The organism is Nocardia sp. GCM10030253, from assembly GCF_042675075.1.
Classification (GTDB): domain Bacteria; phylum Actinomycetota; class Actinomycetes; order Mycobacteriales; family Mycobacteriaceae; genus Nocardia.
The window spans coordinates 285,080-299,096 of the sequence record NZ_JBHTDL010000014.1; the positions used below are offsets into that span (position 1 = coordinate 285,080).

15 protein-coding genes are annotated in these 14,017 nt (G+C 67.5%); 5 read left to right on the forward strand and 10 right to left on the reverse strand.

Annotated elements, in window-relative coordinates; genetic code table 11:
* Window positions 1-178 precede the first annotated feature (178 nt).
* The 3 genes from ACFQZZ_RS30875 (at window position 179) to ACFQZZ_RS30885 (ending at window position 1,705) form a co-directional block, all read left to right on the forward strand.
* Window positions 179-472, forward strand: a complete 294-nt coding sequence (locus tag ACFQZZ_RS30875; protein WP_040704593.1) for a WhiB family transcriptional regulator — start codon at window positions 179-181, stop codon at window positions 470-472.
* A gap of 404 nt (window positions 473-876) precedes the next feature.
* Window positions 877-1,452: a sigma-70 family RNA polymerase sigma factor gene (locus ACFQZZ_RS30880; protein ID WP_378687701.1), complete on the forward strand. Its 576-nt coding sequence runs from the start codon at window positions 877-879 to the stop codon at window positions 1,450-1,452.
* A 1-nt stretch (window position 1,453) separates the two neighbouring features.
* Window positions 1,454-1,705, forward strand: a complete 252-nt coding sequence (locus ACFQZZ_RS30885; RefSeq protein ID WP_378687703.1) for a hypothetical protein — start codon at window positions 1,454-1,456, stop codon at window positions 1,703-1,705.
* A 101-nt stretch (window positions 1,706-1,806) separates the two neighbouring features.
* Here the strand turns inward: ACFQZZ_RS30885 and groL are convergent, their stop codons facing one another.
* Both groL and groES read right to left on the reverse strand, forming a co-directional pair.
* Entirely contained in the window at window positions 1,807-3,426 is a 1,620-nt protein-coding gene (groL, locus tag ACFQZZ_RS30890; RefSeq protein WP_378687704.1) for a chaperonin GroEL, read from the reverse strand.
* 134 nt (window positions 3,427-3,560) lie between these two features.
* Window positions 3,561-3,860, reverse strand: coding sequence for a co-chaperone GroES (gene groES / locus ACFQZZ_RS30895; RefSeq protein ID WP_014981824.1), 300 nt, complete (start codon window positions 3,858-3,860; stop codon window positions 3,561-3,563).
* A 638-nt stretch (window positions 3,861-4,498) separates the two neighbouring features.
* On the opposite strand from groES, the gene ACFQZZ_RS30900 reads away from it, so the two are divergent.
* Window positions 4,499-6,049, forward strand: a complete 1,551-nt coding sequence (locus tag ACFQZZ_RS30900) for an Hsp70 family protein (RefSeq protein ID WP_378687707.1) — start codon at window positions 4,499-4,501, stop codon at window positions 6,047-6,049.
* A gap of 234 nt (window positions 6,050-6,283) precedes the next feature.
* Here the strand turns inward: ACFQZZ_RS30900 and tsaD are convergent, their stop codons facing one another.
* From tsaD to ACFQZZ_RS30935, 7 genes are all read right to left on the reverse strand, one after another.
* Window positions 6,284-7,327 (reverse strand): tRNA (adenosine(37)-N6)-threonylcarbamoyltransferase complex transferase subunit TsaD, encoded by a 1,044-nt coding sequence (tsaD, locus tag ACFQZZ_RS30905; protein ID WP_378687708.1) that lies wholly within the window; start codon window positions 7,325-7,327, stop codon window positions 6,284-6,286.
* A complete protein-coding gene (rimI, locus tag ACFQZZ_RS30910; RefSeq protein ID WP_378687710.1) occupies window positions 7,324-7,842 on the reverse strand; it encodes a ribosomal protein S18-alanine N-acetyltransferase in 519 nt (172 codons plus the stop codon). Before rimI ends, tsaD begins: the two co-directional genes overlap by 4 nt.
* On the reverse strand, window positions 7,839-8,531 hold the full coding sequence (tsaB, locus tag ACFQZZ_RS30915; RefSeq protein WP_378687711.1) for a tRNA (adenosine(37)-N6)-threonylcarbamoyltransferase complex dimerization subunit type 1 TsaB: 693 nt from the start codon (window positions 8,529-8,531) through the stop codon (window positions 7,839-7,841). Before tsaB ends, rimI begins: the two co-directional genes overlap by 4 nt.
* A 77-nt stretch (window positions 8,532-8,608) precedes the next feature.
* Window positions 8,609-9,061 (reverse strand): tRNA (adenosine(37)-N6)-threonylcarbamoyltransferase complex ATPase subunit type 1 TsaE, encoded by a 453-nt coding sequence (tsaE, locus tag ACFQZZ_RS30920; protein ID WP_378687713.1) that lies wholly within the window; start codon window positions 9,059-9,061, stop codon window positions 8,609-8,611.
* Window positions 9,054-10,154 carry an alpha/beta fold hydrolase gene (locus tag ACFQZZ_RS30925; protein WP_378687714.1) on the reverse strand — a complete coding sequence of 367 codons (1,101 nt, stop codon included), beginning with the start codon at window positions 10,152-10,154 and terminating at the stop codon, window positions 9,054-9,056. The genes tsaE and ACFQZZ_RS30925 overlap by 8 nt, the downstream gene beginning before the upstream one ends.
* Entirely contained in the window at window positions 10,151-11,278 is a 1,128-nt protein-coding gene (gene alr, locus ACFQZZ_RS30930) for an alanine racemase (RefSeq protein WP_378687716.1), read from the reverse strand. The genes ACFQZZ_RS30925 and alr overlap by 4 nt, the downstream gene beginning before the upstream one ends.
* Before the next feature lie 150 nt (window positions 11,279-11,428).
* Window positions 11,429-12,877 carry an NAD(P)H-hydrate dehydratase gene (locus ACFQZZ_RS30935; protein ID WP_378687718.1) on the reverse strand — a complete coding sequence of 483 codons (1,449 nt, stop codon included), beginning with the start codon at window positions 12,875-12,877 and terminating at the stop codon, window positions 11,429-11,431.
* Window positions 12,878-12,996: 119 nt separating this feature from the next.
* Here ACFQZZ_RS30935 and ACFQZZ_RS30940 point away from each other — a divergent pair, with 119 nt between their 5' ends.
* Window positions 12,997-13,419 (forward strand): cupredoxin family copper-binding protein, encoded by a 423-nt coding sequence (locus ACFQZZ_RS30940; protein ID WP_378687720.1) that lies wholly within the window; start codon window positions 12,997-12,999, stop codon window positions 13,417-13,419.
* Between the two features lie 67 nt (window positions 13,420-13,486).
* Here the strand turns inward: ACFQZZ_RS30940 and ACFQZZ_RS30945 are convergent, their stop codons facing one another.
* Complete coding sequence (locus ACFQZZ_RS30945; RefSeq protein ID WP_378687722.1) at window positions 13,487-13,966, reverse strand: MarR family winged helix-turn-helix transcriptional regulator; 480 nt, start codon at window positions 13,964-13,966, stop codon at window positions 13,487-13,489.
* Window positions 13,967-14,017: the final 51 nt, after the last annotated feature.

Consider the following 14,017-nt stretch of genomic DNA (forward strand, 5'->3'; position numbering starts at 1 on the left):
GACGTAATTTCGCGGCTGGACCTAACGTAACTCATCGCCACGGTCGGCGCCGCGCGAAATTGCAGCGACCACGAAGGGCGAGCCAAGAGGCCCGCCGCCGACCCCAGCGCCGTGGCCACAACTGTTGCAGAACAACTGCTCGACAACGCTGACGAGCTCGCACCACGAGGAGTTCACCATGCCCATGCCGACCCACCTTCCCGGACCGAACGCCGACGTCTGGGACTGGCAGATGCGAGGATCCTGCCGCGGGCAGGATTCCGCGGTGTTCTTCCATCCCGACGGCGAACGCGGCCGTGCCCGCACCGCACGGGAAATGCGCGCCAAGGAGATCTGCCGGAGCTGCCCGGTGCTGATGCAATGCCGCAGCCATGCGCTGAAAGTCAGCGAGCCTTATGGCATCTGGGGCGGGATGTCGGAAACCGAACGCGAGATGCACGCTCGCCGCAACCGTCGCAGGATGGCCGTATAGCGACTTCGCGAACAGGGAATCCGGTCCCATCCACACAGTGTGGCGCGCCGAATCCCTAGCAAACAACCGGCCAATACAACACCTTCGGTCGCGATCGACACGCAGGACGTAGCGGTCACCACCGGTACGCTGCCGCGGTGAAGGCCAGAAGCCAAGCAGCTATTCAGTTCGGCGTTTCGCAGCAAACGTCGGCGTGTCACGGCGCGTCCTGTCCGGAAACGTCTGGCGTGTCGAAGTTCTCCGCAAAGTCGCTGGGCCACAGGCTGGTTGCTGCCACCCCACCGGAAGGGAGGTCATAGCGGCGCGCTACGGTAGTGACCGATGACACAGAATGGAGCGTTGTGACAACGCGGCCGTCGGCCGCAGAGGGCGACTCGTTCCGAAGAGAAGCCATCCCACCTCGTGTGGATTCTGCGGTGTCGGCACGCGCAGCCGAAAGTATCGAGCTCGCCGCCCTTCTCGAGCGCTGCGGCCGATCCGACCAGGAAGCTTTCGCCGAGCTCTACGACCGAACGTGTGCGCGCGTCTTCGGTCTGGTGCTCCGCGTTCTGCATGATCCCGGATACGCGGAGGAGACCACCCAGGAGGTCTTCCTACAGATCTGGCGGACTGCGGCGAGTTTCGACTCGGCGAAGGGGTCGGCGGTGACGTGGTTGATGACGCTGGCCCACCGGCGGGCGGTCGACCGGGTTCGCGCCGAACAGGCCCATACCCAGCGCGAAGTCGCATACGGGATAAGGGTTCTCGGCAACGAATTCGACGAGGTCACCGAAGAAGTCGAGCGAAGGCTCGAACAACAGGCCGTCCTCGCGGGTCTCGCCACATTGACAGAGACTCAACGAGAGGCCATCTCGCTCGCCTACTACGGCGGGCGAACCTACGCCGAGGTAGCCACCTACCTCGGCATTGGGTTACCGACCGTTAAGTCCCGTATTCGGGACGGACTCACACGACTGAAGAAAAGTTTGGGGGTGACGTGAGATGAACGAAGTCCAGATCGATCTCGCGCACGCCGTCGCGCTCGCATCGATCGACGACGAAGACCATCACGCGGTACAAGACCTGCTCGATAGCGAGGACCCCGCGCTACGCGCGGCATTCCTCGCCGAAGTGCAAGAGACGCAAGACGTCCTCGCTGCCCTCGCGGCAGTGACGGCGGTAACGCCGCCCGCCTCGTTGCGCGGGCGATTGCTCACGGCCATCGCCACCGAGCAACCGCCCGTCGCCTCCTGAGTATTTGAAATTTACGAACAAAATCTATTGTTCTGTTCATAAAGTTCAAAGACGAAGGCCCCCCGGAATGTTCCGGGGGGCCTTGTCATTTCGAGCCGAACTCAGTGGCTGTGGCCGTGTCCATGACCGTGGCCGTGGTCATGGGCCTCTTCGGCGGGCTTTTCTACAATGGCGCTCTCGGTGGTGAGGATCATCCTGGCTACCGACGCCGCGTTCACGACGGCGGAGCGGGTCACCTTCACCGGATCGACGACACCGTCGGTGAGCAGGTCACCGTAGGTGAGGGTGGCGGCGTTGAAGCCCTCCTTGCCGTCGCCGACCTTGCTGACCACCACGGAGCCGTCCACGCCCGCGTTGGTGGCGATCCAGAACAGCGGCGCCGACAGTGCGGTCCGCACCACCTCGACACCGACCGCCTCGTCGCCGGACAGCGAATCGCGCAGCTCGACGAGCTTGACGCTCGCCTGCACCAGCGCGGTGCCGCCACCCGGGACGATGCCCTCGTCGACGGCGGCCTTGGCCGCGCTGACGGCGTCCTCGACGCGGTACTTGCGCTCCTTGAGCGCGGTCTCGGTGGCCGCGCCGACCTTGATGACCGCGACCCCGCCGGACAGCTTCGCCAGCCGCTCTTCGAGCTTCTCACGGTCCCAGTCGGAGTCGGTGGCCTCGATCTCGCGACGCAGCTGCGCGCTGCGGGCCGCGATGTCCTCGGCGGTGCCCGCACCGTCGATGATCGTGGTGTCGTCCTTGGTGACGACGACGCGACGCGCCTTGCCGAGCACCTCGAGGCCGGACTCACGCAGCGTGATGCCGAGGTCCGGGTTCACGACGGTGCCCGCGGTAACGACGGCAAGGTCGTCAAGGAACGCCTTGCGGCGGTCCCCGAAGAACGGAGCCTTCACCGCGACGGCCTTGATGGTCTTGCGGATCGAGTTCACGACCAGGGTCGACAGCGCCTCGCCATCGACATCCTCGGCGATGATCAGCACCGGCTTGCCGGACTCGGCGATCTTCTCCAGCAGCGGAAGCAGATCGGGCAGCGAGCTGATCTTCTCCCGGTTCAACAGGATGAAGGCGTCCTCGAGCACGGCCTGCTGGCTGTCGGTGTCGGTGACGAAGTAGGGCGAGAGGTAGCCCTTGTCGAACTGGACGCCCTCGGTAACGACGAGTTCGGTCTGCAGCGTCGAGGACTCCTCGACGGTGACAACGCCGTCCTTGCCGACGGTGGTCAGTGCCTTGCCGACCATGGCGCCGATTTCCTCGTCGCGCGAGGACACGGTCGCGACCTGAGCGATGGCCTGCTCACCCGAGACCGGGGTGGCCAGCGCCAGCAGCGCCTCGGAGACCGCGTCGGCGGCCTTGCTGATGCCCGAACCAACCGCGATCGGGTTGGCGCCCGCGGCGATGTTCTTCAGGCCGGCCCTGACCAGCGCCTGCGCCAGCACGGTCGCGGTGGTGGTGCCGTCGCCCGCGACATCGTTGGTCTTGGTGGCGACGCTCTTGACCAGCTGCGCGCCCATGTTCTCGAAGGGGTCCTCGAGGTCGATCTCGCGCGCGATGGTGACACCGTCGTTGGTGACGGTGGGGCCACCGAAGGCCTTCGCGAGCACGACGTGGCGGCCACGCGGCCCGAGGGTGACCTTCACGGCGTCGGCGAGCTTGTCGACACCGCGCTCCAGAGCCCGGCGAGCCTTCTCGTCGAACTCGATCTGCTTTGCCATAAGTCCTATTCCTTAGGGTTCCAGTGCTGAAACGACACTGCCCCGGCCCCGCTCAGGGGAACCGGGGCAGTGTCGTGACGACTCGATCCCGGCAATGGCCGGGCAGCACGGTCAGCCGACCGTGCGGAGCTCGGTCACTTGGTGACGACGGCCAGCACGTCGCGCGCCGACAGGATGAGGTATTCCTCGCCCTGGTACTTGATCTCGGTGCCGCCGTACTTGCTGTAGATGACGGTGTCGCCCTCCTTGACATCGACCGGGATACGGTCACCCTTATCGGTGACGCGCCCCTCGCCGACGGCGATGACGGTGCCCTCCTGCGGCTTCTCCTTCGCCGTGTCGGGGATGACCAGGCCGGAGGCCGTCGTCGTCTCGGCCTCGTTGGCCTGGACGAGGATCTTGTCCTCGAGCGGCTTGATGTTCACGCTCGCCACGTTGAGCCCTCCACTTTCAGGGGATATACGGTCGTCCGGAACTGTTGTCCCGGACCATCGGTGTCTGGTTGTTGACCCCTGCGCATAGCCCCGTCGTCGCGGGTGCCGGGACACCTGCTCAGTGGTCGAAGTGGCACTAAGCACTACTCACAGTGCCGACTAGCACTCTATACATGAGAGTGCCAGCGCTCAAGGTTGGGTTGTGCCAATTCTGTCGACGCGTCGGATCGGCGATTTGTATCACGCCATGCCGAGATGTCTTAGGGCTTCCCAAGAGATCGGCAAATCTGTAACGTTCGGATAACGGATTGTGACATTATGGACGACGGTTGTTCTTCGCGCGCCGCGTTCATCACGAACCGGCGGCGTCGGGGGCACACGGAAAATTACGAAACAACCAGCGCCGCAGGACAAGCCAGGCAGTACGCGTAAGTCCCAGTCGTCACAGTACAAGCGTTTCAGAGAACTAGCTTCACCAGAGGGCAAGACCACACGTGATCCACGGCCGGTCCCCACGACCCATCCGGACAGCGGGTCGGCCGGATCCGAGTCCGAATCGCTCGCCATCCACGCGAGAAGTTCGGTAGTCCATTCGAGATGGTCGGCGACACATGACCATCCGCTCGAAGGGAGGTGACATGCGAACATCACTCGGCATCTCGGCCGGGAACGAGGTTGTCTGCTCGGCGCTGGTCGCGACCGCGTCCAATGGCGCACAGAATTTCGACTACCGCGTCGTCTCCGCCGACGCGGCCCACTCCGATCTCGGCGATCTGGTGGCGTCCTCGATCGAGCTCATGACGACCCAGCTACCGACCACGCAGCTGCCATGCGACGTTGCGCACCCCGTGGGTGCGCGGTTCGCCGGGGCGCACTCGATCGGGCTGGAATCGGCCTCCAGTCGGCCGCCGACCAGTGTCGCTGTCGCCTATCGCAGCAAAGAGCAGGCCCAGCTGATCCGCTCGGCCACCGGCAAGCAGCGCGACCTGCGGCTGATCCCGGAGGGCACCGCGGCGCTGACCTACCTGCACCACATCGGTCTGCTCGACCGTTACGACACCGTCGCGATCATCGATCTGGGCGCGTCCGGGCTCACCGTCACCGTCGCCGACCGAGTCGACGGCACCGTGCTCCGGACCGAGCGCACGACCGCGATCAGCGGCAACGCCATCGACGAACTCATCTACCACCATCTGGTCGACCTGCATTACGCCAGGCGCGGCACCCGCCCGAACCGCGGGATGCTGACCAACCGCGGCCGCGCCGCCAAGGAACACCTGTCCATCGCGCCTGCCGTCACCATCGATCATGTCGCCGGGCAGCCACTCAAACTGACGAGAGCCGACTTCGAAGAGCTGATCACCGACCTGCTGCGCGACACCGCCGTCTTCGCCGCGGCGGTCTTCGCGCGGGCGCCCCAGTTCCCACAGGCGGTGACGGTGATCGGCGGTGGGGCCAATATCCCCGCCGTGGTGTCCACGCTCACCGACGAACTGGACGTGCCGGTGCACACGGTCCCCGAGCCGGAGGCGGTGATCGCCAAGGGCGCCGCACTGGTCGCCGACGCGGCACAGCCCGCGGTGTTCCCGGTCGCCGCGCTCACCTCCGACGCGCCGGTCGGCACTTTCACCAAGGTCGTCGGCACGCTGGCCGGGGCGATCGTGGTGGTCGGGCTGATCATCGGCTATGGCGTGAAAACCTTCGCACCGACCTCCGACGGCGAGGTCTCCCCCGCGGGCACCACGAGCAGCACCCAGATGCCCTCGACGTCGCCGACTTCACCGACGCAGACCGGCCAGAATCGGGAGAGCACCAACCGGCCGAGCGTCGGCAACATCCCGCCGATCACCCAGGACCGCGGCCAGCCGACCGCCCGCACGAGCACACCGCCGACGCCGACGCCGACCACGAGCACGCAGCCCACCCTGCGCCCGGACCCGAACCTGCCGCCGATCCCGTTCCCGGAACTGCTCGTTCCGCTGTTCGGCAACCCGCTCGCCCCGCCGGCAGGCTCCTCGACGGCGCCCGATCACAGCCGTTCGGAAACGGAAACCACGGCACCGAGCACCGCGCCGACCCCCGTGGCACCGACGCAGGCGCCCGCAAAATCGCAAGTTCCGCTGCTGCCGCGGGCGAATTCCGGTTCCGCAGGCGGCAGTTCACCGCAACTGTTGGCTCCAGCGCAGTAGCGACGGGCGACAATCGAGGTTCGGCCCCTCGCTGGCTACTGCTCGCAGGTCGGTCGGAACAACACCGCTGCCGACTGCTCGCAGGTCAGTCGAAACAACGCTGCTGGCGACTGCTCGCAAGGTCGCTCGAAACAACACTGCCAGCGACTGCTCGCAGGTCGGTCGAAAGAACACCGCCAGCGATGCTCGCAAGGTCGGCCCCGAAACAACCAGCAGCCGCATTCGGCGCAGTGGTCAGCTGACCTGGCTCACCGATACCGGCAGGCCGGGATCCGTCGCTACGGTCAGCGGCGAGGGCTTCGCGCCCCCTGCGATGACATGGGCACCCAGCGCCGCGATCATCACGCCGTTGTCGGTGCACAACCGAGGTTTCGGCACGCGGAGCGTCAATCCCGCCGCCGCGCAACGCTGCTCGGCAAGCGAACGGATTCGGGAGTTGGCAGTGGCGCCGCCGCCGAGGACCAGTGTTTCGACGCCCACGTCCTGGGCCGCACGCACCGCCTTCATGGTGAGCACGTCGGCAACCGATTCCTGGAAGGACGCCGCGATATCGGGGATCGGCAGTTCCGCCGCGGTGAAGCCATTGCGTTGGGCCGCCTCCACGTAGCGAGCGACGGCCGTCTTCACACCGGAGAAGGAGAAGTCGTAGCGGGAATCGCGCGGGCCGGTCATGCCGCGCGGAAACGCGATCGCCTTCGGATCACCGTCGGCCGCCGCCGCGTCGAGCGCGGGGCCGCCGGGGAAACCGAGGCCGAGCAGCCGGGCGACCTTGTCGAACGCCTCCCCCGCCGCGTCGTCGATGGTGCTGCCCAACTCGACGATCGGCTCGGCCAGATCGGTGACGTGCAGCAGATGGGTGTGCCCACCGGACACCAGCAGCGCGACGCACGGCGGCATCGGTCCGTGTTCGAGCGTGTCGACCGCGACGTGTCCGCCGAGGTGATTCAAGGCGTAGAACGGCACATCCCACGCTGCCGCATAGGCTTTCGCGGCGGCGGCGCCGACCAACAGTGCACCGGCGAGTCCCGGTCCGATGGTCACCGCCAGCGCGTCGGGCTTCGCGATTCCTGCCGCCGCCAGCGCCCGGCGCATCGCGGGCACGATGGCCTCCAGATGCGCGCGCGAGGCGATTTCCGGGACAACGCCGCCGAACCGGGCATGCTGTTCGACGCTGGAGGCGACCTCGTCGGCGAGCAGTTCACAGGTGCCGTCGTCGTGTCTGCGCACGATGCCGACTCCGGTTTCGTCGCAGGAGCTTTCGACGCCCATGACGATCACGACAGCACCTCCCCGCCGGCCATCTCCCAGGCCGCGCCCGCACCGGCCAGCGCGGGCCTGCGCATGGTGTAAGCGTCGGCACCACTGGGGTGGTAGTAGTTCTTGCGCAGTCCGATGATGTGGAAGCCGTGCTTGGCGTACATCGCGATCGCTGGTGCGTTGTCGGTGCGCACCTCGAGAAACACCGGCCCGCCACGCTTGCCCGCTTCGGCCAGCAACGCCTCCAGCAGCAGTGTGCCGATACCCGCGCGATGGCAGTGCGGGTCGACGCCGATGGTATGCACTTCGGCCTCGGGGTGTTCCGCGTCACCGAGCAGCGCGACGCCCGCGTAGCCGACCATTCGCCCGTCGTCGTTGCGGGCGATGATGTACCGGTTGTGCGGCGCGGCCAATTCCGACCGGAACGACACCGCCTGCCACGGATCGTCTTCGGGGAACAGCAGTTGTTCGAGTTCGACACAGCGCTCGATGTCGGCGCCGTCCATCGGCTCGATTCGGATCGACACGACCGTCATGCTCCCGTCCGGTCGAGGGTGCGATAGCTGCGTTCGACCGCGTCCGGCCTGCGCAGGTACAGCGGGACCAGCGGTTCCGGTACGGCGCGCGCCAGCACCTCAGCGGCGGCGACCTGCACCAGCCCGGCCGGGGACGGGGTCTCCACCGGCAGCACGGGCAGGTCGAAGAAGTCCACGTGCGAGGCGGATCCGGCAATCACTGTGGCGTGCGCCGCATCCAGATCTCCTGGCTTGCTCACATCGGGTCCGGCGATGCGTATGCCGTCGCGATAACGGGCCCAGTACACCTCGCGTCGGCGCGCGTCGGTGACGACCAGCAGCTCGCTGCCCGGTGTGAGATCGGCCGCGGCGGCGGTGGCGATCGCGTCGAGGCTGCACACCCCGTACACGGGGAGGCCTAGCGCGTCACCGAAGGCGGCGGCGGTGGCCATTCCGACCCGTAGCCCGGTGAACGGACCAGGGCCGATGCCGACCACGACGGCGGCGATATCGGACCTGGAACGGCCTGCCTCGGTGAGACATTCGAGGATCTGCGGGGTGAGCACCTCGGCGTGTGCGCGGGGATCGACCCGCACGCGGGAGGCGAGGGTGCGCGCGCCCGGGGTGGCCACGCCGGCGGCGGCCTGCTCCAGTTCCACCAATCCCGCTGTAACGGCAGGTGTCGCGGTGTCGACGGCTAGTACAAGCATGATTGACCTAACGATACCGGTTGGTAGGTGCGGCCGGTGCGGAGCTACTCGAGGGCAACTTCGACCGCAGCCATTTATTAATGCACCCATTCCCAGATCGCCGTGCGCACCTCGGAATCCGGTTCGCGCGACAGCAGCACGTACAGATGATGCTCGGCCAAGTGTTCCACGACACCGCTGCCCCACTCCACTACGACGACGGCCTGATGCAGATCTGTGTCGAGGTCAAGGGCGTCGAGTTCGTCCAGGTCGCCGCCGAGCCGATACGCGTCCACATGCACCAGTGGCACCGGAGGAGCGCCGTCGCGCTGCCCGGCCCGATGTTGCCTGGCGATGATGAAGGTGGGTGAACTGACTCGGCCCTGCACGCCGAGTCCGGCGGCGATGCCGCGAGTCAGCGCCGTCTTGCCCGCACCGAGCGGACCGTCCAGCACCACCAGGTCGCCCGCACCGAGTTGGGCGGCGAGTTCGCGACCGAACGCCTCGGTGTCGGCGACGGTGGGCAGGATGCGCTGTTGCCGTTCAGCCACCGAGGACCTCCGATGCGGTTGCGGGTTGCTCGATAGCACCGGCGCGCACTAGCAACCGGTCGAGTGCGGCGTTGACGATATCCGGGTACTGCAGGTGCGCCATGTGTGCGGCGTCGTCCAGCCGGACGAGTTCACTGTTGGGCAGCGCGGCGGCCAAGGCACGGGAATTGCGGAACGGGATCACCAGATCGTGGGTTCCGCCGAGCACAAGCACCGGTAGCCGCGCCAGCGTGGGCAGGGCCGCCGATTCGTCGTGCAGTTCGATCGCTTTCAGGAATTTTACGATCGTCTCGACCGGAGTCCGATCGATCATCATCGTGGTGAACCGGGACAGCGTGGCGCTCACCGGACCGTGATACGAGCTCACATGCAGGATCGGGGCGATCACATGTCGTGCGGTGGCACGACCGGCCTGAATCAGCGCGGGCGCGGTGTGCACGGCCAGCCGAAATCCGTCGACGGCCGGGTTGCGCAGGAGCTGCGCGATCCCGGCGGAGGTAACCTCCGCCGCGGCGGTCGACAGCAGCCCGATGCCGATCACGCGCGCCGCGAACAGATCCGGGAACTGCGCGGCCGCGGCGAGCACCGCCATCCCGCCGAGCGAATGACCGACCAATGCCACCGGACCGGTCGGCGCGCGGGTCTCGATGACCGCGGCCAGATCACGGCCGAGCTGGGCGACAGTACAGCTCTCGGTGGTCGGGGTGCCGGAGCCGCCGTGTCCGCGAAGATCGAAGAGCACAAGGCGAACCCTTGCGCCCCAACGCTTTTCCAGATCACGACGCTGGAAGTGGAAGGACTCCATGGTGTTGCAAAAGCCGTGCACGAAGATCACGGTGACCGGCGCGTCCTCGGGACCGCATTCGCGGGTGGCCAGCCGCACGCCGTCCTCGGTGAGCACCGCACCGGAGCGATCCGCATCGAGCAGCGCGAAGTTCTCGTCACGGTACTCATCGCGGCGCGCGGGCCAGAGCACCCTGGCACCCATCCGACGCAGTGCGTGCGCACCGGCAAGGGTGCCGACGACACCCGCGGTCGCGAGCCCGCCGCGCAGCACGGTTGTGCGATAGCCCGCCGATCTCCGCTGTTTCATCTGCTGCCGCCGACGTGCCGCCGGACCACTCGCCCGCGTGGCGAACACACGATCTCGTAGTGGATGGTGCCGAGCACGTCCGCCCAGTCCTGAGCGTGCGGTTCGTCCGGCCCCGCGCCGAACAGGATCGCGGTGTCCCCCTCCGCGACAACTGCCGCGTTGTCCCCCAGGTCGACGACTATCTGGTCCATGCACACCCGCCCGACACTCGGATACCGCGCACCGCCGAGCGCGACCTCGAAACGACCGCCCAGGTTGCGGAACACACCGTCGGCGTAGCCGGCCGGGATGAGCGCGACGGTGGTGTCCGCCGGTGCGACCCACTCGTGCCCATAGGAGACACCCTCGCCCGCGGCGACCTGTTTCACCAGGGCGACCCTCGCCTGGAAGGTCATCGCCGGCCGCAATCCGAAGTCGGAGATCTCCGGCACCGGCGACAAGCCGTACACCGCGATACCCGGGCGCACCATGTCGAAGGCCAGGTCGGGGCGGGTCAGCGCGGCCGCCGAGTTCGCGATGTGCACCAGCTCGGGTTCCAGGCCGTGTTCCTTGGCGGCCGCGATCGCCTCGAGGAAGCGGTCACGCTGCACGTCGATCATCGGATGCTGCGGCTCGTCGGCGTGCGCGAGATGGGAGAAGATCGCCCGGAATCGAACGACCCGCTCATCGACCAGCGCGCGCAGCGCCGCGAGCACCCGCGGGTATTCGAGCGCCGAGACGCCGTTGCGGTTGAGGCCGGTGTCGACCTTCAAGGTGACCGTCGCGGTCCGGCCGGTGGCGCGCGCCGCCGCCTCGACCGCCCGCAGGTGTGCGAGCGAGGAGACGCCGATCTCGATATCGGCGGCGATGGCGGCGCCGAAGTCGGCGTCGGAGTTGTTGAGCCAGCACAGAATCGGCGCGGTGATGTCCGCCGCACGCAGCTGGATGGCCTCCTCGATCGTGGTGACACCCAGTTCGGCCGCTCCCGCCGCCAGCGCGGCCCGCCCGACCTCGACCGCACCATGGTTGTAGCCATCGGCCTTGACCACCACCATCACCGCGGCATCACCTGCGTGTTCGCGCAGGATCCGCACGTTGTTGGCAATGGCGCCCAGGTCGACAACCGCCTCCACTTGCGCATTCACGCTTGTCCGCCTCTCCGCGTCTTTTGCCGGTCGTGGTGTGCATAGATCGTGCCATTGCGGGCAGGCGGTCGAGCAGCTGGCCGCAGCACACGGTGTGGGTACTTCGGGCCCGGTGGCGCTGCAGGAGGGAAGCCCCCGAGACAGGCCCGGTCAGGAACCCCCGATGGCAAGGGCACGGAGGATGCGGATCGCCGGTCGGACGTGCTGCAGAAGGGGGGTTGCCGAAGTAGGCGCTCCGGCCGGGTGGTTCTCGTGGGCGGCGAGGTTGGCGGCCAAGGAGTGCGCACGTGCTGCGGCGGCGGCAGACCAGGCCGGGTCTCGGCCCGCGGCGAGTAGGGCACCGATGATGCCGGAGAGGACATCGCCCGCGCCTGCTGTCGCGGCCCATGAACCGCCCGCTTCGTTGACGAGTACCGGTCCTCCGGGGGCTGCGACGAGCGTGGCACGGCCTTTCAGCAGGACGGTGACCTGCCAGGAATCCGCGAGGTCGCGGGCTGCGGCGACTCGGTCCTGGCCCACTTCGTGTCCGGCCAGTCGCGCGAATTCGCCTGCGTGCGGGGTCAATACGGTCGGGGCGCAGCGGCCGCGAAGCAGCTCGGGGTCGGCGGCGAGCAGGGTGAGGCCGTCGGCGTCGACGACGACGGGAAGGTCGGTGGCGAGGACTTCGGCGAGTCGTTTGTGAGCGTCGGCGTCGGTGCCCGCGCCGGGCCCGAAGACCCACGACTGGACTCGGCCGGTGTCGGCGATGCTCTGGGCGGCAATCACTTCCGGGAAGTGTGCGAGCACATCGGCCGTGCCGGTTCCGGCATAGCGGACCAAGCCCGAGGTCGCCGCGATCGCAGCACCGGAGCACAGCACCGCCGCACCCGGATATGTTGCGCTACCGGCGCATACTCCCGTGACACCCTGCGTGTACTTGTCATCGAGGGGACCCGGTACCGGCCAGAGCGCACCGATCGACGCCGGATCCAGTGCCGCGAGGCTCGGCTCGGGCAGTCGTAAACCGATGGGCACCAGTTCGATTCGGCCGCAGTACGGTGCGGCAAGTACATGGACCGGCTTGTACGCGCCGAAGGCAACGGTGATATCCGCGCGGACCGCGGGGCCGGCGACGGCGCCGGTGTCCGGGTCGACGCCGCTCGGCAGATCCGCGGCGACAATCGGCACCTCGAGCGCGGCAACCAGTTCCGCTGCGTTCGGACGCAGCGGACCCCGGCCGGAGATCCCGACGATGCCATCGATCACCAGGTCCGGCCTGCCGACATCGGCACTGACCCGACCACCGGTCTTCCGCAGCGCGGCCAGGCCTTTCACATGTGCCCGTTCGGGATTCAGCAGCACGGCCGTAACAGTCACTCCGCGACGCCGCAGCATCGAGCCGGCCCACAGCGCGTCGCCGCCGTTGTCTCCGGAACCAACCAGCAGCGTCACCGACCGCCCGGCGATCCCCCCGGTCCGTGCCCGCAGCTCCGCCGCGACGACGGTCGCCAGACCGTACGCGGCCCGTTGCATCGGCACGCCGTCCGGGACCCGGGTGAACAGTTCGGCTTCGGCCGCCCGCACTTCGTCGGCGGTGAAGAATCCCCGCTCGGTGGACATGGATGCTCGCCTCCACTGCGTTGATCGGCACGAACAGACCCCGCACGGTCGAACAACACCGGTTCAATCGAACAGGCGCTGCGCAAGCCCGCACCGTCAGCAGACTACGCTTGGCCGCCATGCTCATGGTCAGCCGTGCGAGGTCCACTCAGGTCGTAACCGGGCTCGGCTTGGCCGCGATGTTGTTGCTGTCCGGCTGCGGCTCGGACAAGCCGAAACCCGCCGCCCCGACCACGACTTCCCACCCTGCGACGTCGAAAACCACCGCGCCCGGCGACAAGAAGCCCGCCGCGGTGACCGTCGATGTCGACAACATGAAGTTCGCCCCGGCCGATGCCACCGTCAAGGTCGGCGACACCGTCACCTGGAAATTCAGCGACAGCGTGCCGCACAACGTCCAGGGCATCGGAGACCGAGCGATGGGCATCAACAGCCCCATCTTCGACAAGGGCGAGTGGAGCTACACCTTCACCGCCCCTGGCAACTACCGCTATCTCTGCTCACTGCACCCACAGATGCGCGGCAGCATCACCGTCGAATAGCCGCGAAATCCCGCCGCGGTGACCAGTGGCGAGCCGGGTCCGCAGCAGGCAGTCGCGACAGCTGCCGCTACGCCCGGACGGGCCGACCCCCAGCCGACGCGGTGTTCATCGCTTCTACCGCGGCGACCAGTGGTGCGAGTTCCGGGTCCGCGGCGGCTTGGCCCAATGCGGTCGACAATGCGGCGTCATGGGTGGGGCGCGCCTGCGCGAGTAGTTCGATGCCGGGGGGTGTGACGTCGGTGTAGATGCCGCGGCGGTCGTCGGGGCATAGGTAGCGCTGGAGCAGGCCGCGGTCTTCGAGGCGGGACACCAGGCGAGTCGTCGCGCTCTGGCTGAGCACGACGGCATCGGCGACTTGGTTCATGCGCAGGTGACCGCCCGGCCCGTCGTGCTGACGGCTGAGCACGACAAGCAGCGAGTACTCACGCACGCTCAGGTCGTGGCCGGTTTGGAGGGCGCGCTCGATGTGCGCCTCGATCCGATCATGCAGCAGTGACAGTGCGTACCAACCATCTGCCAGGCCGGTCAGAGCGGCATCCGCGGTCATGGTGTTCCTCCTGCGTTGGGGTCGCGCTTCCAGAATAGACGAGATCCGCAA

What these genes read in the sequence shown, in the direction of transcription:
- ACFQZZ_RS30900 (WP_378687707.1), top strand. Translation starts at nt 4,499, where the DNA reads ATGCGAACATCACTCGGCATCTCGGCCGGGAACGAGGTTGTCTGCTCG.
- rimI (WP_378687710.1), bottom strand. Translation starts at nt 7,842, where the DNA reads ATGACGGTCGTGTCGATCCGAATCGAGCCGATGGACGGCGCCGACATC.
- ACFQZZ_RS30945 (WP_378687722.1), bottom strand. Translation starts at nt 13,966, where the DNA reads ATGACCGCGGATGCCGCTCTGACCGGCCTGGCAGATGGTTGGTACGCA.
- ACFQZZ_RS30925 (WP_378687714.1), bottom strand. Translation starts at nt 10,154, where the DNA reads ATGAAACAGCGGAGATCGGCGGGCTATCGCACAACCGTGCTGCGCGGC.
- ACFQZZ_RS30940 (WP_378687720.1), top strand. Translation starts at nt 12,997, where the DNA reads ATGCTCATGGTCAGCCGTGCGAGGTCCACTCAGGTCGTAACCGGGCTC.
- groL (WP_378687704.1), bottom strand. Translation starts at nt 3,426, where the DNA reads ATGGCAAAGCAGATCGAGTTCGACGAGAAGGCTCGCCGGGCTCTGGAG.
- ACFQZZ_RS30875 (WP_040704593.1), top strand. Translation starts at nt 179, where the DNA reads ATGCCCATGCCGACCCACCTTCCCGGACCGAACGCCGACGTCTGGGAC.
- ACFQZZ_RS30885 (WP_378687703.1), top strand. Translation starts at nt 1,454, where the DNA reads ATGAACGAAGTCCAGATCGATCTCGCGCACGCCGTCGCGCTCGCATCG.
- tsaB (WP_378687711.1), bottom strand. Translation starts at nt 8,531, where the DNA reads ATGCTTGTACTAGCCGTCGACACCGCGACACCTGCCGTTACAGCGGGA.
- ACFQZZ_RS30935 (WP_378687718.1), bottom strand. Translation starts at nt 12,877, where the DNA reads ATGTCCACCGAGCGGGGATTCTTCACCGCCGACGAAGTGCGGGCGGCC.